The organism is Actinomadura logoneensis, from assembly GCF_003428695.1.
In the GTDB taxonomy this organism is placed as follows: domain Bacteria; phylum Actinomycetota; class Actinomycetes; order Streptosporangiales; family Streptosporangiaceae; genus Spirillospora; species Spirillospora logoneensis.
The window spans coordinates 1-19,749 of the sequence record NZ_QURH01000247.1 but is presented as its reverse complement, the minus strand read 5'-3'; the positions used below and the strand labels follow the sequence as shown (position 1 = coordinate 19,749).

Sequence of the window (19,749 nt, the reverse complement as noted above, 5' to 3'; positions counted from 1 at the left end):
CGTGGGTTGATCCGGAACCGCGGGCCGCTGTCCGCGGCCTACGGGATCCGGATGACTTGGGCAGCGTAGGACAGTCCCGCGCCGAACCCGACCAGGAGGGCCGGGGCGCCGGACGGCACGTCGCCGCGTTCGATCATGTGCGAGAGGGCCAGCGGGATCGACGCGCCCGAGGTGTTGCCGGAGCGGGTGATGTCGTCGGCCACGACGGCGTTGGTCGCCTGGATCCGGCGCGCGATGTGGTCGATGATGCGCAGGTTCGCCTGGTGCGGGACGACCGCCGCGAGGTCGTCCGGGACGAGCCCGGCCCGCTCGATCGCCGCCAGCGCGACGGGCGCCACGGAGGTCGTGGCCCAGCGGAACACCGCCTGCCCCTCCTGCTTGATGTACGCCTTGCGGTTCTCGATCTGGATCCGGTCGGGCTGGCTGCCGTCGCTGCCCCACACGACCGGGCCGATGCCGGGCGTGTCGGACGGTCCGACGACGGCGGCGCCCGCGCCGTCCGCGAAGATGATCGCGGTCGACCGGTCCGTCCAGTCGATCCACTGGGACATCTTCTCCGCGCCGATGACCAGCACGTTGCGGGCGGCGCCGGTGCGGACGGCGGCGTCGGCGGCGGCGAGCGCGTAGCAGAAGCCCGAGCACGCCGAGTTCATGTCGTACGCGCCCGGCGCCTCGATGCCGAGGCGGTGCGCGACGGTCGGCGCCTGGCTCGGCATCGGCGACTCCGCCGAGCACGTCGCGACGATCACCAGGTCGATGTCGGACGGGGCGAGCCCGCTCGCGGCCAGCGCCTTGCCGCCGGCCTGGACGGCCATGTCGGCGATCGTCTCGTCCTCGGCGGCGATCCGGCGCTCGACGATGCCGACGCGGCTGCGGATCCACTCGTCGTTGGTGTCCATGACGGCCGCGAGGTCGTGGTTGGTGACGATCTTCGCGGGCTGGTGGTCGCCGAACGCCAGCACCCGGGAACCGGGGCGGATCGGGTCGTTACGCAGCGTGGTGCCGGTCATGACGCATGGGCCTTGATCAGCTCGCGGGCCTTGTCCAGGTCGTCCGGGGTCTTGAGGGCGAGCAGCTCGACGCCCTTCAGCTCGCGCCGGGCCAGGCCGGTGAGGGTGCCCGCGGGCGGCAGCTCGATGATCGCGGTCACGCCCAGGTCACGCATGGAGGCCATGCACGCGTCCCACCGGACGGGCGCGCTGACCTGCGCGACCAGCCGGTCGAGGTACTCGCGCCCGGAGGTCACGACCGCGCCGTCCCGGTTGGACAGCAGCTTCGCCTCCGGATCCCGGACGGTCGCGCCGGGAGCGAGCCGGGCGAGCGTCTCGACCGCGGGGGCCATGTGCTCGGTGTGGAAGGCGCCGGCGACCGCCAGCGGGCGCAGCCGCGCCTTGGCGGGCGGCTCGTCGGCGAGGGCCTGGAGCTGCGCCGTCGTCCCGGCGGCGACGATCTGGCCGGCGCCGTTGACGTTCGCGGGGGTCAGGCCGTGCTTGTCGATCGCGGCGAGCACCTCGTCGGCGTCGCCGCCGAGCAGCGCGGTCATGCCGGTCTCGGTGACGGCGGCGGCCTCGGCCATGGCCCGGCCGCGCTCGCGCACCAGGACCAGCGCGGTCTCCGGGCTCAGCACGCCGGAGATCGCGGCGGCCGCGAGCTCGCCGACGCTGTGCCCGGCGACGGCGTCGGGCCGTCCGCCCTCGGGGAACAGCTGCTCGTAGGCGGCCAGCGCGGCGGCGACCAGCAGCGGCTGCGCCACCGCGGTGTCGCGGATCTCCTCGGCCTCGGCGGTCGTCCCGTAGCGCACCAGGTCCAGGCCGGTCACGGCGGACCACCAGGCCAGCCGGTCCGCGACGCCGGGCACCTCCAGCCACGGCTCGAGGAAACCGGGGGTCTGGGCGCCCTGCCCGGGCGATGCGAGGAGAATCACGCGATCCAGCGTGCCGGGTGGGCGACCCCCCTGCCGATGCGGAAGCACACGAACTTTGGTCCGGGCGCTTTGTACGACCCCTACAACCCCCAAACCGGACAGAGCGCCGACCGGGGCCCGCGGGTCAGGACCGGCCGGGGCGGCGGGAGAAACGGCCGAGGGCGAGGGCGATGCGGAGGGTGAACGCGTTGCGCCCGTCCGTGGGGGCCAGGCCGGTCAGCTCGGTCACCCTCCGGAGCCGGTACCGGACGGTGTTGGGGTGGACGAACAGCAGGCGCGCGGTCGCCTCCAGCGACGACCCCTGCTCCAGGTAGGTGGTCAGGGTGTCCAGGAGCGGCGCGCCCGCGTCGCACATCGGGTCGTAGACGTGGTCGACCAGGTGGCGGCGGGCGACGTCGTCGCCGTCGAGGGCGCGTTCGGCGAGCAGCTCGTCCGACGGGACGGGGCGCGGCGCGTCCGGCCAGCCGGCGGCGGCGCGCAGGCCCGCGAGCGCGGACCGGGCGGAGAGCGGGGAGTCGTAGAGGTCGCCGACGGTGGGGCCGACCACGACCGGGCCGGGACCGCACTTGGCGGCGATGTGCCGGGCGGCGGCCAGCGCGTCGTCCGTGCCGCCGATGACCACGACCACGCGGCTGCCCTGGACGCCCGCGAGCGCGTCCACCCGGGCGCGGCGCGCGGCCAGCTGCATCTGGTCGATGGTGACCTCGGGCTCGTCGTCCTCGGGGGTGAAGCCCGCGATCACGGTGACCGGCTTGGCCGTCCAGCCGAGCGCGGCGGCCCACGAGTGCATCCCGTCGTCCACCTCGCCGCGCAGCACGGCGTTGACGACCAGGGCCTCCAGCCGGGCGTCCCACGCGGCGCGGGTCTCGGCGGCCTGCGCGTACACCTGAGCGGCGCCGAACGCGACGTCCCGGGTGTAGCGCAGGATCGCCTCGCGCAGCTGCGCCTCGCCGCCGGGGGAGGCCAGCTCCTCCAACCGCGTCTCGACCACGTCGATGATCACCCGGACCATGTCGATGGTGTGCCGCAGCTTGATCGAGCGCATCAGCTCCCGCGGCGCCGTGCCGAACACCTCGGCGGCGATGGCGGGCTTGGCCGACTCGCCGCTGCCGAACCACTCCACGAACGCCGCGATCCCGGCCTGCGCGACGAGCCCGATCCACGACCGCTGGTCGGCGGGCATCCGCCGGAACCAGGGGAGCTGCTCCTCCATGCTGGCGAGGGCCGCCGTGCCGAACGTCCCCATCGCCTTCTCGAGGCGCTTGGTGGTCTGCTCGCGGAGCGCCGCGTCGCTGCTGCTGTCCACCCGTCCAGAGTGCCATCTCGAACGTGATGAATCGCCCCGTCAACGCCGTCCGCACTCCCCGGCAACCCTGGTACCAGCCGGTAACCCACCCCGCCGGCCACCGCCGGGGCCCACGTCGAGCACGGGCCTGCCGCCCAAGCCGCCGCCCAGCCGATCGCGGCGCGACGGCGACGACCGCCTGCCGGAAGGGCCACACTCGTCAGCCGTTCCGGAAAGACCCCGTCTCGCGCTCGTCGCCCATCCCGCCGATCCCGTCTTCCGTACCGGCACCAGATCACCGACGCCCTGCGCCAGGTCCGGGCCCGAGGTTTCCGCGCGTGGAGCGGTGGACAGCCGCAGGCCGACATCGCCCGCGGCTGAGGCGACTGGGCGAGCGGGCCCTGGTCGTCCTGCGGATCAGATCACTACAACGCGCCCATGAGCGCGGCGATGAGGAGACCCGGGACAAGTACCAGGGTGACCGCGGTGCCGATCAGGAAGAGGGGGACGGTGACGAGCAGGGCGAGCGGGCACAGCAACGGCTGCCAGAGGGCGCGGAGCCCTGGTTCGTCCCCCTCGACATGCCACAACCGCCGCGTCGGGAGGGGGATGAGGGTGTCGCTAGGCACCCCGCGGCCGTAGGTCAGGGTCCGACCTGAGGCGTCCTTGAAGACGTACCACTGCGTCCAGGCCTTCTCACCTCCGTAGGTGTACGCCTTCTTCGTGCTGTGGCTGTATTCGGCGCGAACCAGTCCCCCCTTGAGGGCGCCCCAGATTTCCATCAGGCTCAACCAGCTACCCATGCCGCCGACCATGGCCACGCCCAGGCTTATGTACACGAACCCACAGCACAGCGCCGCGAGCCAGTTTCCCAGGACGCCTACCGACAGGGCGTACACCGCCCACCCGGCCAGTGCTGCCCGCACGGTCAACTGGTCGGAGGTGTACCGCTGACGCAGGGACGGCCTGGCCTGATCACTGCGGTCGACATGCGGCGCCCGCTCGGTCGGGGTCGCTCGCTCATCGGATGCGGTGACGTTTTCCGCCTCTGCGGCGCGCCGTTGCGGCGTGGTCTCGGAGAGCGCGGGGACGTCCGGCAGGGAAGAAGCCGGGACGTCGATGCGGGGCGCCGGAAGGTCTCGGTGGGGAATGGACGCACCGAAGAGATGGGCGTTGAGGCGGTTGAGAGCATCAAGGCCCTCGTCGAGCTGTTGTCTGGCCAACGCCAGGTCACGGTCGGCCGTACGCTTGGCGGCCTCGTAGGCGTCCAAGGCCCGCGCGTACTCCACGGCCATCTCGTGGGTGGCCCCTGGCCTGTCGACGGCGAACGGATGCGTGGCGAGGGTCTCCCCGAACGCCGACAGATACTGGTCGAACTCAGCGGCCCGCTCCCGAGCCCTTTGCGGTCGTCCCCATACCGGAATCACCCGCACATCATGCTCCAGCGGTTCCCTCCGGCCAGGATCCGTATAGGGGCAACGGAGTCTCACAACGAAACAGCGGTGATCGAAGCCGTCGCCGCGGGGCCTGAACAGATAACGGGCGTCCTGACCGCACGGCCTCCCGCTCTCCGGACAGGGCTGGGAAACAGGGCCTCCTAGACGCGGGTGACGTCGGCGGGGTGGCCGAGGGCTATGTCGGTGAGGTTGCGGAGGGAGGGGGAGCCTGGGGCCAGGTAGTCGCTGTGGCCGGCGTGGCCGGCCTGGAACACGTGGGCGCCGAAGTTCCGGGAGACCGGGTCGGGGCCGAGACCCAGGCCGAAGATGCGGACGTGGGGGACGTCCTCCATCCAGTCGGCGGTGCCGCGGCCCGCCCAGACGCGGGCGGTGGTGCCGAGGGCGGCGGCCGTCCAGGCGGTGGTGCCCGGGCTGCCGAACAGGGCGATGTCGGACACCTTCCGCCAGGCGGGGCCGCCGGAGCCCCTGCCCTCCATGGCGGCGCGACCGCAGACCACCGAGCCGTAGCTGTGGCAGAGCAGGCCCACCTGGGCGGACGGGTTGACCCGGTGCACCCCGACGAGGAACCGCCGCAGTTCGACGGCGCCGCGCTCGGCGCGGGTGTCGGTGAGGACGTCGCTGCTGAAGGTCTTGGGGGAGGCGTAGCCGAGCCAGGCGACGACGGCGAGGCCGCTGCCGGGGGAGACGCGGCGGGCCTCGGCGTAGACGGCGCGGGCGCCACCGCCGGGGGACGCCCAGGTGCGTCCGGCGCGCTGGTCGAAGCCCGAGATCGTGGAGTCGGCGCCGGGCACCAGGACCGCGACGCGGCGGGCGTGCGCGAGGTCGCCGATGACCTCGACCGCCTGGCCCCGTCCGCGCGGGTCCACCGCGAGGAAGTGCCGGTCGGGGCGCAGGAAGGCGGTCAGGGCGCGGGCCCGCTCGGTGTCGCCGACGTTCCGCGCGGTCGCCAGGGCCTTCTCGATCGTCGCCCGTTCGGCGGCGTAGCGGAGGTCGAGGGTCGCCGGGGACAGCGTGGGGGCCGGGCCCGGCTTGGCGTAGGGGTCGGCGTGGCCCGTCCCGGCGGCGGTGAGCAGCACACCACCGGCGAGCACGGCACTGGCGGCGAGCCGCCGCAAGGGGTGCCTGCGGCGGTGCGGCCGTCCGGCGGACTCGCCGTCGGTGGACTGCGCACGGGAAGACTGCGAGGTCTCGGAGGACTGCGGCATGGCCCGGCCTTTCTACTGGATGCCGGTCAATGCTCGGTGCATCCGGTGCTCGTCCTGCGTGTTCCGAAGGCCCCCTGCGGGACGTTCGATCTCTTGGTGAGACGAACGGGACGGCTCGTCGGTTGGAAGCGGATGTGCCGCTCGGACCGGTGTGCCAGGGACCACATGCCCACCAGCACGGCGGCGAACACCGGGAGCCAGGTCAGCCGGTGGGCGAGCCACGCGGGATGGTCAGGTGCGTCCAGCAACCCTGGAACTCTATCGGTGACCCCCGCGACAAGGGCGGAAACGCCCAGCAAGGCCGATTGGTGCCAGAGGAAGACGGTCATCGCCGAGAGGTTCATCACCGCGACCCCCGCCCACAGGACCGGACGCCGCATCAGCCGGGTCAGGGGGCCGCGCAGGAGGAGCGCTCCGCCGCACTGGGCCAGACCGAACGCCACGGCCGCCAGCGTCGGCGGCGACAGGTTCGAGACCGCCTGCCCCGGCACTCCGACCATGCTCGCCCGATACCCGCCGCCCGCGACCAGCGCGACCGTCGTTCCGCCTCCGCCGATCAGCAGTCCCCAAGGAGCCAGGTGCCCACGAGTCCACCTGCCCGACCGGGGGAGCGGGCGACCATCGCGGCTCGTCGGGTGAGGCGTGGTGTGACTGGCGTCGGCGGTCCGCGCCGACCAGTTCGGACGGCCCGTGACGAGCCTCTTCCAACGGGCAGCCGAGGGTGACCGACTCGGCGAGGAGGCTGAGGCCGTGTTGGAGCATCCGGTTCCCGGACGCGGCACAGCCCGACCGGTTCCGGCCAGCATCCGCGGTGCCCGACCGCGCATCGGAGCGGAGGCCGGGACGCGGTTCCCGGATTGGGTGGGGAACGAGCCGTGGGCCCATGCCACTCCCAGCGTGAAGGGAACGAGCCAGGCGGACGCGACGGTCACCCAGCCGATCCACTGCGGCGCGCCCAGGTCGAAGCGGGCCAGGTCGACCAGCGCCGTGACCGCGACAGGGAAGGCCGCCGTCCACGCGCCCCATCGGCGGACGGCTCGCGCGACGAGCGGGGTGAGCGCGGTCAGCCCGGTGAACACCAGCAGGAACCACAGCGGGCCGAGGACCAGTGTGATCAGCGAGACGATCGTCCCCGCCGGGTACCCGGCGAGCATCAGCAGAGGCACCGCCGCGGCCCACACCGCCAACAGGACCGGCACCGGCGCCACCAACCGGACAATCCGCCGTCCGAGCCACGCCCAGTACGGATTGCGTCGCCCGGTCCCGCCCTGCTGACCCGCCTCCCACCCGTGCGCGTTCTCGGTGGCGCGTCGGTCGGTTGCGCAGCGGCTGTTGGGCCATCGCTGGTTCGTGCTGCGGAAGACGTTCGCGCTGCCCTCGGAGTTCGTCTGTGGGGAGCTCGGGGGCTGCTCGGGCGCGCCTCGGGGCCGGGTGGGGACGGAGCGGGCTGCGGTGTAGCCGCCGACCAGGAAGAACAGGGCGAGGGTCTGGAAGGTCCAGGTGAGTGGGGTGAGGGACGACAGGTGGGTCAGCGGGCTGGCCGGGTGCAGGACGCCCCCGGTCTCCACCATGGCGGTGACCAGCCAGTGGCCGAGGACGACTCCGGCGATGGCCAGGGCGCGCAGGGCGTCGACGGCGCGGTCGCGGCCGGGCGGGGTGGTCGCCTCGATGACCGTGACGAGGCTGGGCCTGTCCTCGCTCAGCCGGCGGTAGCGCTCGGCGTGCCAGGCGGGGAGGGCGGGTTGCTCAGCCATGGGTCACCGCCGCGTCCCGGCCCAGGGCGATGCGGGTGAGGTTGGCCAGGGAGAGCGATCCGGGCTTGAGGTAGGCGCTGTGCGGGCCGCTCCCGGCGTCGAAGGGGCGCGCGCCGAACGCGGGGGAGACCGGATCTCGGCCGAAGCCGAGCCCGAACCGGCGGACGTGGGGGACGAAGCGCGTCCAGTCGCCGGACGAGCGGCCCGCCCACACCCGCGCGACCGGGAAGATCTGGCGCGCCGAGCCCGCCGTGGTGCCGGGACTGCCGAACAGGGCGACCTCGTCCACCGGGAGGGACCCGTCCTTCCCCGTCCTGCCGCAGACGACCGAGCCGTAGCTGTGGCAGAGCAGGGCGATGCCGGCGCGGCCGTTGAGGCGGTGGATGTCGCCGACCAGGCCGCGCAGGGTGGGCGCCGCCGCGCGGGCCCTGTCGTCGGTGAGGATGGCGTCGCTGAGCGTGGACGGGGAGGCGTAGCCGAGCCAGGCGATCACCGCGAGCCGGGTGCCGGGGGCCTCGCGGCGGGCCTGGCCGGCGAGGGACCGGGCGCCGCCGCCCGCCCACTTCCAGGAGTCGAAGTTGGTCAGCAGCCCGTCCGCGCCGGGCACGAGGACGGCGACGCGGTCGGCCGCCGCCAGGTCGCCGATGACCTCGACGGCCCGCCCCGATCCGCGCGCGTCGAACGACAGGAACCGGCGGCCGGGGGTCAGGAAACCGGCCGTCGCCCCTTCCCGGCCCGTGTCGTGCGTGCGCGCGGCGACCGTGTGCGCCGCCTCGATCTGGTCGTGGACGGCCGCGAAGCGGGCGGGCAGCGCCCCCGCGGTGAGGCTCGGCAGCGGCCCCGGCGCGGTGTACGGATCGGGGACGCGCCCGGCCGCGCCGACGGAGCCGGCCACGGCCAGCATGGCGACGGTCGCCGCGCTCCGGCGTCCGATGATCCGCATCTCGGCGATCCCTTCCTGAGCAGTGCTCCACCACTGATCAGGAAGGTAGGAATCGGGCGCTGTAACGCGGATCAACCGGCGGTGCGGTCTTCCCGCGTACCACCCAGGTACTACAGGCGCGACGAAGGGCCGGGGCCGCTATCCGGGGACGGTCGCGCCGGTCACTCGCCCGGACGGACCAGGCCGACCTCGTAGGCGTGGACGATCGCCTGCGCCCGGTCGCGCAGCCCGAGTTTGGCCAGGATGCGGCCGAAGTGCGTCTTCACGGTCTGCTCCGCGACGACCAGCTCGGCGGCGATCTCGGCGTTGGAGAGGCCGCGCGCGACCAGCGCCAGCACCTCGGTCTCCCGCTCGGTCAGGTCGTCCAGCCGGGAGCGGGACGGGCCGCGCGGGGCGCCCAGACGGGCGAACTCCGAGATCAGACGCTTGGTGATGGACGGCGACAGCAGCGCGTCGCCCGCCGCGACGACCCGCACGGCCTCGGCCAGCTCGACCGCCGACGCGTCCTTCAGCAGGAAGCCGGAGGCGCCCGCGCGCAGCGCCTCGTACACGTAGTCGTCCAGGTCGAAGGTGGTGAGCATGAGCACCTTCGGCACGCCGTCGGGGCCGGACGCCAGCATCCGGCGGGTCGCCTCCAGGCCGTTCATCACGGGCATCCGGACGTCCATCAGCACCACGTCGGGACGGAGCGACGCGGCCACCGCGAGGGCTCGCTCACCGTTCTCCGCCTCGCCGACGACCTCGATGTCGGGTTGCGCGTTGAGCAGCACGCCGAAGCCCGTGCGCACCATGCCCTGATCGTCGGCGATCATCACCCGGATCGTCATGACGCGGACGGTCCGCGCCGCGCGCCTCCCGAACGTGGCCTGTCCAGGGGCGGACCTTCCGAACGCGACCCTTCCGACCGTGATCTGCCCGAGGCGGGGCGGCGGTCCGGGGAGGGGACGCCCGGACGCGGACGGGCCGGGGACGGGCCGTCCTGCGCGGGGGCGCGGACCGCGGTGTCGTCCGGGGGCGCGGTCTCGGGCAGGGTGGCGGTCACGGCGAATCCTCCCTCGGCGATGGGCACGGCGGACAGCTCGCCGCCGAGCATCGCCACCCGCTCACGCATGCCGACCAGCCCGTGTCCCGAGCCGGGGGGCGACGGCGTGCGGGGGTGGCCGGGCGCGGCCGGGCCGTTGACGACGCTCAGCCGTAGTATCCCGCCCGCGCGGGCGACCTCGACTCCGACGGCCGACCCGGGCGCGTGCCGCATCGCGTTGCTCAGCGCCTCCTGGACGATCCGGTACGCGGTCAGTCCGACGCCCGGCGGCAGGTCGGACACGTCGCCGGTCACCTTCGAGGAGACCTCCAGCCCGGTGCCGCGCGCCCCGGCGAGCAGCTCGTCGAGGTGCTCCAGGCTCGGCTGCGGCGCGGTGACCGCGCCGTCCTCCTGCCGCAGGACGCCCAGGATGCGGCGCATCTCGCGCAGCGCGTCGAGGGCGGTCGCGCGGATCTCGGCCAGGTCGTCGCGGGTCTCCGGGGGGACGTCCGGGGTCTTGTAGGGCGCGGCCTCCGCCTGGATCGCGATCATCGACATGTGGTGCGCGACGACGTCGTGCAGCTCGCGCGCGATGCGCTGCCGTTCGAGCAGCACGGCCTCGGCGTCGCGGTGCCGCCGCTCCTGCTGTTCCAGCTCGCGCCGGGACGTCCGGCGCGTGCGCACGAGGAACCCGACGAGCAGGGGCACCGCGACCAGGACCGCCGCCCCCGCCGCCGTCCGCGGCTGGAGGAGGCCCGACCCGAGGACGGTCACGAGGGCGACCCCGACGGTGGTCTCGCGCGAGCACCGCACCGCAACCAGGAAGAGGACGAACAGCATCGCGATCACACCGGACGGGACGAACCGGTCGTCGGTGTGCACCACCAGGCCCGCGACCAGCACCCCCGAGGCGCCGAGGCGCCACGCCCCGAGCGGATGCCTCCGGCGCAGCGCCAGCGGCGCGGCGAGCCACACCGCGAGAAGGACGACGGGGAAGGTCGGCGACGGTGCCGGCGCCGGGTGCGGGGGCGGTCCCACGTCGAACGGGTCGACCGGAACGTGGTTCACCATCCGCTCGGCGATCGCCGGAATGCCGCTGAACAGCAGGATCACGGCGACGAGCAGGTCGAATCCCTGCGCGACGAGGCCGTAGGGCAGCCGTCCGACGCCGATGAACCGCGTCCAGCGCAGCATGAACGGCCACGGCGGATCGGGGTCGGCGGGCTCCGCGCGGCCCCGCCAGAACGCGGCGGCGAGAGGACGCGCCAGCAGACCGGCGGTCGCCGCGACCCCGGCCCCCTGGCGCTCCTCCTCGCTGCTCATGGCCCCAAGGTTAGAGAAGCCGGGACCACGACCGGATGCCACTGCGGTGCGACTCTCACGTCATACCCAGGTGCTACGGCCACCGTTGCGCGTGGATGCGGAGGCCGGCCGTCCCATCTGGTGCGGGCGGCCGGGCGGCCGGGCGGCCGGACGGACGGCGCGGGCGCGGACGTGGGGTTCGGAGAAGGGCGGGCGGGCTAGATTCCAAGGTATGGAGCCTGCTGAGGCACTGCGGCGGATCGCCTTCCTGCTGGAACGCGCGCAGGAACCGACGTTCCGCGTGCGCGCCTTCCGGAAGGCCGCCGCCCTGGTGGACGGGATGTCCGCGGAGGAGCTGGCGGCCCGCGCCGACCAGGGCACCCTCGGCGATCTGCCGGGCATCGGCAAGGTGACGGCGCTGGTCATCGCCGAGGCCCTGCGCGGCGAGACGCCCGTCTACCTGCGGCGGCTGGAGGCGACCGAGGGCGAGCCCGTGGGCGAGGCCGCCTCCCGGCTGCGGGCCGCGCTGAAGGGCGACCTGCACCTGCACTCGGACTGGTCGGACGGCGGCTCGCCGATCCGCGAGATGGCCGAGGCCGCGATCTCCCTCGGGCACGAGTACATGGCGCTCACCGACCACTCGCCCCGGCTGACCGTCGCGAACGGACTGACGGCCGACCGGCTGCGCCGCCAGCTCGACGTCGTCGCCGAGCTGAACGACGAGCTCGCGCCGTTCCGGATCCTCACCGGCATCGAGGTGGACATCCTCGAGGACGGCTCCCTCGACCAGGACCCCGACCTGCTCGACCGCCTCGACGTGGTGGTCGCGAGCGTCCACTCGAAGCTGCGGATGGAGCGCGTCCCGATGACCGAGCGCATGGTGAAGGCCGTCGCGAATCCGCGGGTCAATGTGCTCGGCCATGCCACGGGACGGATCGTGAAGGCGGGCGGACGACGCGGCGGGCTGCGTCCGGAGTCGGAGTTCGACGCCCGGCTGGTGTTCGACGCCTGTGCCGCCTACGACGTCGCCGTGGAGATCAACTCGCGCCCGGAGCGGCTCGACCCGCCCAAGCGCCTGCTCCGGCTCGCGGTCGAGGCGGGGTGCGTGTTCTCCATCGACTCCGACGCCCACGCCCCCGGTCAGCTCGACTGGCAGCCCAACGGCTGCGACCGCGCCGCACGCTGCGGCATCACCGCCGACCGCGTCGTCAACACCCGCTCCGCCGAAGACCTCCTCGCCTGGACCCGCAGCTCCCGCTGACCCGGCGCGCGCCCTGCCCTGCGGTGCCTGCTGGGGCGCGGTGCCTGCTGGGCCGCGGTGCCTGCTGGGCCGCGGTGTCGCTGAGCCGCGGTGCCCGCCGGAGCCCGAGGGCGCGTGGGGGCGGGCACGCGGTGCGTTGAGGTTCGGAGGTGGCGGACGACGTCGCGCAGGCCGCGGTGGTGGGTCGCGGTCGAGGGCGGCATGGTTTTGTCGGTGGGGCCGCGTACGGTCGGCGGAGTGAACCGCACTGACCGCTTGTACGCGCTCGTCGAAGAGCTGCGGGCCAGCGCACCGCGTCGTCGCAGCGCCCGCGAGCTGGCCGGACTCTACGAGGTGAGCGTCCGGACGATCGAGCGCGACATCGGCGCGCTGCAGCAGGCGGGCGTGCCGATCTACGCCGACGTCGGCCGGGGCGGCGGGTACACGCTCGACAAGGAGCGCACGCTGCCGCCGGTCAACTTCACCGCGAGCGAGGCCGTGGCGCTGGCGATCTGCCTCGGGCGGGCCGGGGACTCCCTGTACGCCCGGGCCGCGCGGACGGCGCTGAACAAGGTCCTGTCGGTGATGCCGGAGGCGGACAACGACGCCGCCCGCGCCCTGGCGTCCCGGATCCGCTTCCACGTCCCGCAGCAGGACGAGGCGGTCGCGCGCCCGGCCCGGGACGCGGTGCTGGAGGAGGCGATGCTCGCCCGCCGCGTCGTCCGGATCACCTACGTCGACCGGTACGGCCGCGAGACCGAGCGGGACGTCGAGCCGCAGGCGTTCAGCGTCGCCGACCGCGGCTGGTACCTGCTCGCGTGGTGCCGGCTGCGCGACGAGTGCCGGGTCTTCCGCCTCGACCGGCTCCTGCACGCCGTCCCGCTGGACGAGATCGCCCCCGAACGCTCCTGGGACTCCCTCGGCGAGCCGCCGAGGGAGATCCGGACGAGGGTGCTCGAACTCGCCTGAGCTCGACTCGGCTGAGGACGTCCGGAACCCGCCTGAGAACGTCCGGAAACACCGACAGGGGGCTGTCGCGGGGCCGCGCGAACCTCTCTCCGAAGCACGACGCACCACGACGACGAGCCGAAGAGAGAGGGAGCGACCCATGGCCGACGCGCCGTTCAACTCCGTGGGCTGGTTCGAGATCGGTACCGGGCGGCCGGCCGAGACCGAGCGGTTCTACGGCGAGCTGTTCGACTGGACGTTCAAGATCGACGAGTCCGGTGAGCTGAAGTACCACGAGGTCACCGCGCCGGGCGCGGACGGTCCGTCCGGCGGCATCCGGGTGTCGGACGGCCACCACCCGGACTACGCGATCTTCTACGTGGTGGTCCGGGACGTGGCCGAGACGGTGGCCCGCGCCGAGGAGCTCGGCGGCAAGGTGGTCGTCCCGCCGACGACCACCCCGGCCGGGCTGACCGTGGCCCAGCTCCAGGACAGCGCCGGGCACCACTTCGGCGTCTTCTCCCCGCCGGCCGCCTGACCCCGCACACGTGCCCCGGGTCCCCTGATCCCGCACGCGTGTCCCGGATCCGCTGAGCCGGCACGCGTTCCTTGATCCCCTGACAAAGCCGGTCGCTGCGTCGTCGTCCGTTGGACGGCGGTCGAGCGGCCGACGCGTCGGCCGGTGGTCGCCCCGCCTCGCCACGGCGTCCCTGGACGCGCGTGCCGTGCCGGGCCGTCCTGCCGGAGACGCGGAAAGGCCCCGGAACCCTGACCCGCGTCTGCGGGTCTCGGCTCCGGGGCCTTCCGTGTTCGTCAGCCAACCCGCCCCTCAGGGACGTGCCGTCCGCCGCCGATCGCCGCACGAAGCGGCGCCGTGGCTTCCGGACCGCACCGCACCGCACTGCGCAGCACCGCACTGCGCAGCGCCGCACTGCGCAGCGCCACCGCACTGCACCGCGCGCCGCGCAGCGCGGAGGCCGCGGGGACGCGGGAAGGTCAGGCTTCTCCGCCGGCGTTGCTCTCGGCCGTCTGGACACCGCCCGCGAACGCCTCGTCCACCGGGGAGTTCAGCTGGTAGTGCTCGATCGCCCGCTGCAGCACCTCGTGCTTGACCTCGCCCGCCCGCGCGAGGCGGGTCAGGACGGCGAGGACGATGGACGCGGCGTCCACGTGGAACACGCGGCGCGCGGCGGCGCGGGTGTCGGAGAAGCCGAACCCGTCGGTGCCGAGGGAGGCGAAGTCGCCGGGCACCCACGGGGCGATCTGGTCCGGGACGGCGCGCATGAAGTCCGACACCGCCACCGCCGGGCCGGACGCCTCCCCGAGCCGCTGCGTGACGTACGGGACGCGCTGCTCGGCGTCCGGGTTCAGCATGTTCCATTCGTCGCACGCGGCGGCCTCGCGGGCCAGTTCGTTCCACGAGGTCGCCGACCAGACGTCCGCGGAGACGCCCCACTTGTCGGCCAGCTGCCGCTGCGCCTCCAGCGCCCAGCGGGCCGCCACGCCCGACGCGAGGATCTGGGCCTTCGGAGCGTCCCCGTCCAGCTCGGAGGTCCTGTACAGGTAAAGGCCCTTGAGCAGGCCCGTGACGTCGAGGTTCGCGGGCTCGGCGGGCTGCTGGTACGGCTCGTTGTAGACCGTGAGGTAGTAGAAGACGTCCTCGCCGTGCGGGTGCTCCTCGGACGTCCCGTACATGCGGCGCAGCGCGTCCTGGGTGATGTGGGCCAGCTCGAAGGCCCACGCCGGGTCGTAGTGGACGCACGCGGGGTTGGTCGCGGCGAGCAGCGGCGAGTGGCCGTCGGCGTGCTGCAGGCCCTCACCGGTCAGCGTCGTGCGGCCCGCCGTCGCGCCGAGCAGGAACCCGCGTCCCATCTGGTCGCCGAACGCCCACGCCTGGTCGCCGGTCCGCTGGAACCCGAACATCGAGTAGAAGATGTAGACCGGGATCATGAACTCGCCGTGCGTGGCGTAGGCGGTCCCGGCGGCGATCGTGGACGCCATGGAGCCCGCCTCGCTGATGCCCTCGTGCAGCATCTGGCCCTGCTCGGACTCCTTGTAGGACAGCAGCAGCTTCCGGTCCACCGCCTCGTAGGTCTGGCCGTGCGGGGAGTAGATCTTGGACGTCGGGAACAGCGAGTCCATCCCGAAGGTGCGGTACTCGTCCGGAGCGATCGGGACGAACCGGGCGCCGATGTTCTCGTCCTTGATCAGGTCCTTCAGCAGCCGGACGAACGCCATCGTGGTCGCGACGTTCTGCTTGCCCGAGCCCTTGCGCAGCTCGCCGTAGACCGGGTCGCCGGGCAGCTTCAGCGGCTTCGCCCGGACCACCCGCTTCGGCAGGAAGCCGCCGAGCGCGGCGCGCCGCTCCCGCATGTACTCGATCTCCTCGGAGTCCTCGCCCGGGTGGTAGTAGGGCGGCAGCTCGGCCTCCAGGGCGGAGTCGGGGATCTCCAGGTAGAGCCGGTCGCGGAACTCCTTCAGCTCGGCCTTGGTCAGCTTCTTCATCTGGTGGGTGGCGTTGCGGGCCTCGAAGTCCGGTCCGAGCGTCCAGCCCTTGATGGTGTGCGCGAGGATCACCGTCGGCTGGCCCACGTGCTCGCGGGCGGCCTTGAACGCCGCGTAGACCTTGCGGTAGTCGTGCCCCCCGCGGGACAGGCGGCGCAGGTCGTCGTCGGTGAGGTCCTCGACCATCCGGCGCAGCCGCGGGTCGTCGCCGAAGAAGTGGTCGCGGATGTAGGCGCCGGACTCGACGGTGTAGGTCTGGAACTGGCCGTCCGGGGTGGTGTTCATCTTGTTGACCAGCACGCCGTCCACGTCCTGGGCGAGCAGCGGGTCCCAGTCGCGGCCCCAGATGACCTTCAGGACGTTCCAGCCCGCACCCCGGAAGAACGACTCCAGCTCCTGGATGATCTTGCCGTTGCCGCGCACCGGCCCGTCCAGCTGCTGCAGGTTGCAGTTGATCACGAAGGTGAGGTTGTCCAGCTCCTCGCGGGCGGCCAGCCCGATCGCGCCGAGCGACTCGGGCTCGCCCATCTCGCCGTCGCCGAGGAACGCCCACACGTGCGAGCGCGACGTGTCCTTGATCTTCCGGTTGTACAGGTAGCGGTTGAAGCGGGCCTGGTAGACGGCGTCGATCGCGGTGAGCCCCATGGAGACCGTGGGGAACTCCCAGAAGTCGGGCATCAGCCGCGGGTGCGGGTAGGACGACAGGCCGCCGCCCGGGTGGCTGAACTCCTGCCGGAACCCGTCCAGCTTCTCCTGGGGCAGGCGTCCCTCGAGGTAGGCGCGCGCGTAGATCCCGGGCGCGGCGTGCCCCTGGATGAACACCTGGTCGCCCGACTCGCCGTGGTCCTTGCCGCGGAAGAAGTGGTTGAAGCCCACCTCGTAGAGCGAGGCCGCGGACGCGTAGGTGGCGATGTGCCCGCCGACGCCGAGGTTGGGGCGGTTGCCGCGGGACACCATGATCGCCGCGTTCCAGCGGATGTAGGCGCGGATCCGGCGCTCGATGTGCTCGTCGCCCGGGAACCAGGGTTCGTGCTCCGGCGGGATCGAGTTGATGAAGTCGGTGCTGCGCAGGCCGGGCACCCCGACCTTCTGCTCCCTGGCCCGCTCCAGCAGGCGCAGCATCACGTACCGCGCCCTGCCCCGCCCCTGGGTCTTGATGACGGTGTCCAGCGAGTCCAGCCACTCCCGGGTCTCGTCCGGGTCGATGTCCGGCAGCTGGCTCGGCAGGCCGTCACTGATGATCGAGAACTGACGTCCGGAAGCCACGGGGTCCCCTCTGCGTTCGGCTGCGGTTCTGCGTTCGGCTGCGGTTCTGCTGTTCGGCTGCGCTTCTTCTTCTGTGCGGTTTCTGTGCGGTCGGGCTCCGCGGTGGGTGCACCGCGGTCGTCGGTCGTGTTCCGCGGCGGCGCCCTGCGGTCGGGCCGTGCTCCGCGGCCGGGCCGGTCGGCATCCGACCGGCCCGGCCGGTGTCGTCGGTCGTGTTCCGCGGCGGCGCCCTGCGGTCGGGCCGTGCTCCGCGGCCGGGCCGGTCGGCATCCGACCGGCCCGGCCGGTGGCGGACGGGTGAACGGCGTGGTGAAGGCCGCTCCGCCGTCTCCGCCGTCTCGGCCGTCGATCCATCGTCGCCGTTCCGCGGGGCCATCGCATCTCTACCAACCGGTAATCAGTCTGGTCGCCGCGGCCATGGGCGTAACCCCCACAGAAAGCCACCTTCCCCAGCATTTGGTCTGCTAAATGGCTGAGCACCGTAAAACCCGCCGAAGTGCTCCGCCGGACCTCTGGTGGCGGGCTCGATCGGGTACCAGGGTGGGAGGGAGACGCCGTGCCCGGGTGGCGGACGGTCCGCGCCCGGCGCCGCCTCGTGCAAGTCCGGAGGAACCGATGAACGCCATGGTCGGAGACCATCTGCACGTCCACCGCAACGTCGTCGGCGTGACCGAGGCGGACGGGGAGATCATCGAGGTGCGCGGCGAGGACGGCCATCCGCCGTACCTCGTCCGCTTCAATGACGGACGTACGGTCCTCGTCTACCCGGGGCCGGACGCCTTCGTCGAACCCGTGCCGCATTGAGGGACGAGGGACGGCATGGCCGACGTCGCGCGCCCAGTTCCGGACCGTCCTTATATGGACTGTTCCATTGTGGAACGTCTGCTTGCAGGCGGTCCCGTTCCGAACCGCCCCGTTCCCCTTCTGCCGAGCGCGGCCGGGCCCGGGACGGTGATTGACCGGCCGCCGATCCTGGTAGACAGGGGCTATGGAAAGCACCGTGGTCCGGGTGACCACAGGGAACACCGAGGTGGTCCAGGACATCACGCAGGAGTGCGCCCGCTTCGCCGCCGAGCAGGGCGGGGACGGGCTGCTGCACGTCTTCGTCCCGCACGCGACGGCGGGAGTGGCGATCCTCGAACTGGGGGCGGGCAGCGACGACGACCTGCTGGCCGCGCTCGCCGACCTGCTGCCCGCGGACGACCGCTGGCGGCACGCACACGGCTCGCGCGGCCACGGCCGGTCGCACGTCATGCCGGCCCTGGTGCCGCCGTACGCGACACTGCCCGTGCTGGGCGGACGGCTCCAACTGGGCACCTGGCAGTCGGTGGCCCTCGTCGACCTCAACGTGGACAACCCGGACCGGCAGGTACGGTTGTCCTTCCTTGCGGGATGAGCGTGGGTTGTTACGCTCGGTGGGTGTTCCGTCACGACGTCCGGCGCGAATCGGCCAATGAGGCCACCAAATGCCGGGAAGACACTTGCGCGAGGGGCCTCCACTTGTGTGGACTGTCCCGCAAAACCCGCGCGGAGCGGGGACGGGCCGTCACCGGGGCGGACCGGACCGCTCGGCACGGACTATCGACCATGGGAGGACTTTCGTGAGCGCGACCGCTGGTCAGGCGCAGTCTGAGCACAGCCTGGCCGAACGGCTCGGATTCAAGCCGGACCAGGTGGTCCTGGAGATCGGCTACGACGAGGAGGACGCCGACGAGGGGCTCCGCGAGAGCATCGAGAGCGTCACCGGCGGCGAGCTCGTCGACGAGGACTTCGAGGAGGTCGTCGACGCCGTCCTGCTGTGGTGGCGCGAGGATGACGGCGAGCTGTTCGACGCGCTCTCCGACACCCTCGTCTCGCTGGCCGACGGCGGCGTGGTCTGGCTGCTCACCCCCAAGGCGGGGCGGGAGGGCCACGTCGAGCCGAGCGACATCGACGAAGCCGCCTCCTCCGCCGGGATGACGCAGTCCAAGAGCGTCTCCGCGGCGGCCGAATGGTCCGGCACCAAGCTCGTCCCCCCGAAGGGGCGCTGACGCCCGACCGAGCGTCCGTGCGGCCCACCGGCTCCGCGACCCCGCGGCCGGTGGGCTACGCATCCCTGCCGTCCATGGGATCGCATCGCGGCCCGCCGGGCGCGGTGCCTGTGCGGCCCACGCGCTGCGCGTCCTGGCCTGGCGGGCTCCGCACCTGTGCGGCGTCCGTGCCAGTGTCCGCTTCCTCTCCTGTGTCCGCTTGTGGGCCCGGCGGTGGGCCGGGCCCGTGGCAGACTGGGCGCGTCGGGTCCCCGCACAGGCGGGGACGAACGCATCCCGCCCCCTCCGGGCGGGTCGATCCTCGGGAGAGGCATTGGCGGTCGAGGTAGGCGGCGTCGCACCGGACTTCGAGCTGAAGGACCAGCACGGCACCCCGGTGCGGCTCTCGGACTTCCGGGGCGGCAGGAACGTCGTCCTGGTGTTCTTCCCCCTGGCCTTCAGCGGCGTGTGCACCGGTGAGCTGTGCGCCATCAGGGACGAGCTGCCCACCCTCGTCGGGGACGACGAGACGCAGGTGGTGGCGGTCTCGGTCGACTCGATGTTCGCCCAGCGCGCCTGGTCCGAGCAGGAGGGGTACGAGTTCCCCGTGCTCGCGGACTTCTGGCCGCACGGCGAGGTCGCCCGCGCCTACGGGGTCTTCGACGAGGAGCGCGGCGTCGCGCTCCGGGGCACGTTCGTCATCGACCGGGAGGGCGTCGTCCGCTGGAAGGTCGTCAACGCCATCCCCGACGCGCGCGACCTCGACGAGTACCGCAAGGCCCTGGCCTCACTGTGATCCCGGCCCCGCCGGACCCGTCCGGCGGTCGGGACGCGCGGTGAACGCCGCGCCGCCGCGCGCCCGGACGCGGAGACGTCCGGGCGCGTGCCCG

At 73.1% G+C, this 19,749-nt stretch carries 17 protein-coding genes; 7 read left to right on the top strand and 10 right to left on the bottom strand.

The features are described 5' to 3' along the window. Nucleotides 1-38: 38 nt before the first annotated feature. From DZF91_RS14430 to DZF91_RS14385, 9 genes are all read right to left on the bottom strand, one after another. Nucleotides 39-1,010 carry a beta-ketoacyl-ACP synthase III gene (locus DZF91_RS14430; RefSeq protein ID WP_117357981.1) on the bottom strand — a complete coding sequence of 324 codons (972 nt, stop codon included), beginning with the start codon at nucleotides 1,008-1,010 and terminating at the stop codon, nucleotides 39-41. Beyond that, nucleotides 1,007-1,924: an ACP S-malonyltransferase gene (locus DZF91_RS14425; RefSeq protein ID WP_117357980.1), complete on the bottom strand. Its 918-nt coding sequence runs from the start codon at nucleotides 1,922-1,924 to the stop codon at nucleotides 1,007-1,009. The genes DZF91_RS14430 and DZF91_RS14425 overlap by 4 nt, the downstream gene beginning before the upstream one ends. A gap of 124 nt (nucleotides 1,925-2,048) precedes the next feature. Beyond that, on the bottom strand, nucleotides 2,049-3,230 hold the full coding sequence (locus DZF91_RS14420) for a PucR family transcriptional regulator (protein WP_117357979.1): 1,182 nt from the start codon (nucleotides 3,228-3,230) through the stop codon (nucleotides 2,049-2,051). Nucleotides 3,231-3,634: 404 nt separating this feature from the next. Beyond that, the gene (locus DZF91_RS14415; RefSeq protein WP_199486632.1) at nucleotides 3,635-4,636 is read right to left on the bottom strand and encodes a hypothetical protein; all 1,002 of its coding nucleotides are present in this window, start codon (nucleotides 4,634-4,636) and stop codon (nucleotides 3,635-3,637) included. Nucleotides 4,637-4,806: 170 nt separating this feature from the next. Continuing rightward, the gene (locus DZF91_RS14410; RefSeq protein WP_117357978.1) at nucleotides 4,807-5,871 is read right to left on the bottom strand and encodes an alpha/beta hydrolase; all 1,065 of its coding nucleotides are present in this window, start codon (nucleotides 5,869-5,871) and stop codon (nucleotides 4,807-4,809) included. A gap of 26 nt (nucleotides 5,872-5,897) precedes the next feature. Beyond that, nucleotides 5,898-7,625: an acyltransferase family protein gene (locus DZF91_RS42020; protein WP_235834287.1), complete on the bottom strand. Its 1,728-nt coding sequence runs from the start codon at nucleotides 7,623-7,625 to the stop codon at nucleotides 5,898-5,900. Then, nucleotides 7,618-8,568: an alpha/beta hydrolase gene (locus tag DZF91_RS14395; protein WP_117357977.1), complete on the bottom strand. Its 951-nt coding sequence runs from the start codon at nucleotides 8,566-8,568 to the stop codon at nucleotides 7,618-7,620. The genes DZF91_RS42020 and DZF91_RS14395 overlap by 8 nt, the downstream gene beginning before the upstream one ends. Before the next feature lie 161 nt (nucleotides 8,569-8,729). Beyond that, nucleotides 8,730-9,395: a response regulator gene (locus tag DZF91_RS14390; RefSeq protein ID WP_117357976.1), complete on the bottom strand. Its 666-nt coding sequence runs from the start codon at nucleotides 9,393-9,395 to the stop codon at nucleotides 8,730-8,732. Further along, nucleotides 9,392-10,912, bottom strand: a complete 1,521-nt coding sequence (locus DZF91_RS14385; protein WP_117357975.1) for a sensor histidine kinase — start codon at nucleotides 10,910-10,912, stop codon at nucleotides 9,392-9,394. The genes DZF91_RS14390 and DZF91_RS14385 overlap by 4 nt, the downstream gene beginning before the upstream one ends. A 211-nt stretch (nucleotides 10,913-11,123) precedes the next feature. Between DZF91_RS14385 and DZF91_RS14380 the strand changes: the two genes are divergently transcribed. From DZF91_RS14380 to DZF91_RS14370, 3 genes are all read left to right on the top strand, one after another. Continuing rightward, nucleotides 11,124-12,152: a PHP domain-containing protein gene (locus DZF91_RS14380; RefSeq protein ID WP_117357974.1), complete on the top strand. Its 1,029-nt coding sequence runs from the start codon at nucleotides 11,124-11,126 to the stop codon at nucleotides 12,150-12,152. A 237-nt stretch (nucleotides 12,153-12,389) separates the two neighbouring features. Continuing rightward, nucleotides 12,390-13,100, top strand: coding sequence for a helix-turn-helix transcriptional regulator (locus DZF91_RS14375; RefSeq protein ID WP_117357973.1), 711 nt, complete (start codon nucleotides 12,390-12,392; stop codon nucleotides 13,098-13,100). Nucleotides 13,101-13,239: 139 nt separating this feature from the next. Further along, a complete protein-coding gene (locus tag DZF91_RS14370) occupies nucleotides 13,240-13,617 on the top strand; it encodes a VOC family protein (RefSeq protein WP_117357972.1) in 378 nt (125 codons plus the stop codon). Nucleotides 13,618-14,075: 458 nt separating this feature from the next. Here the strand turns inward: DZF91_RS14370 and aceE are convergent, their stop codons facing one another. Then, the gene (gene aceE, locus DZF91_RS14365) at nucleotides 14,076-16,850 is read right to left on the bottom strand and encodes a pyruvate dehydrogenase (acetyl-transferring), homodimeric type (RefSeq protein WP_117357971.1); all 2,775 of its coding nucleotides are present in this window, start codon (nucleotides 16,848-16,850) and stop codon (nucleotides 14,076-14,078) included. A 615-nt stretch (nucleotides 16,851-17,465) separates the two neighbouring features. Here aceE and DZF91_RS14360 point away from each other — a divergent pair. The 4 genes from DZF91_RS14360 to DZF91_RS14345 all read left to right on the top strand — a co-directional run bounded on the left by DZF91_RS14360 (nucleotide 17,466) and on the right by DZF91_RS14345 (nucleotide 19,655). Next, the gene (locus tag DZF91_RS14360) at nucleotides 17,466-17,654 is read left to right on the top strand and encodes a DUF1918 domain-containing protein (RefSeq protein WP_117357970.1); all 189 of its coding nucleotides are present in this window, start codon (nucleotides 17,466-17,468) and stop codon (nucleotides 17,652-17,654) included. A gap of 184 nt (nucleotides 17,655-17,838) precedes the next feature. Next, the gene (locus DZF91_RS14355; protein WP_117357969.1) at nucleotides 17,839-18,246 is read left to right on the top strand and encodes a YjbQ family protein; all 408 of its coding nucleotides are present in this window, start codon (nucleotides 17,839-17,841) and stop codon (nucleotides 18,244-18,246) included. 205 nt (nucleotides 18,247-18,451) lie between these two features. After that, complete coding sequence (locus tag DZF91_RS14350; RefSeq protein WP_117357968.1) at nucleotides 18,452-18,880, top strand: DUF3052 domain-containing protein; 429 nt, start codon at nucleotides 18,452-18,454, stop codon at nucleotides 18,878-18,880. A gap of 313 nt (nucleotides 18,881-19,193) precedes the next feature. Continuing rightward, entirely contained in the window at nucleotides 19,194-19,655 is a 462-nt protein-coding gene (locus DZF91_RS14345; protein WP_117357967.1) for a peroxiredoxin, read from the top strand. The last annotated feature ends 94 nt before the right edge of the window (nucleotides 19,656-19,749 follow it).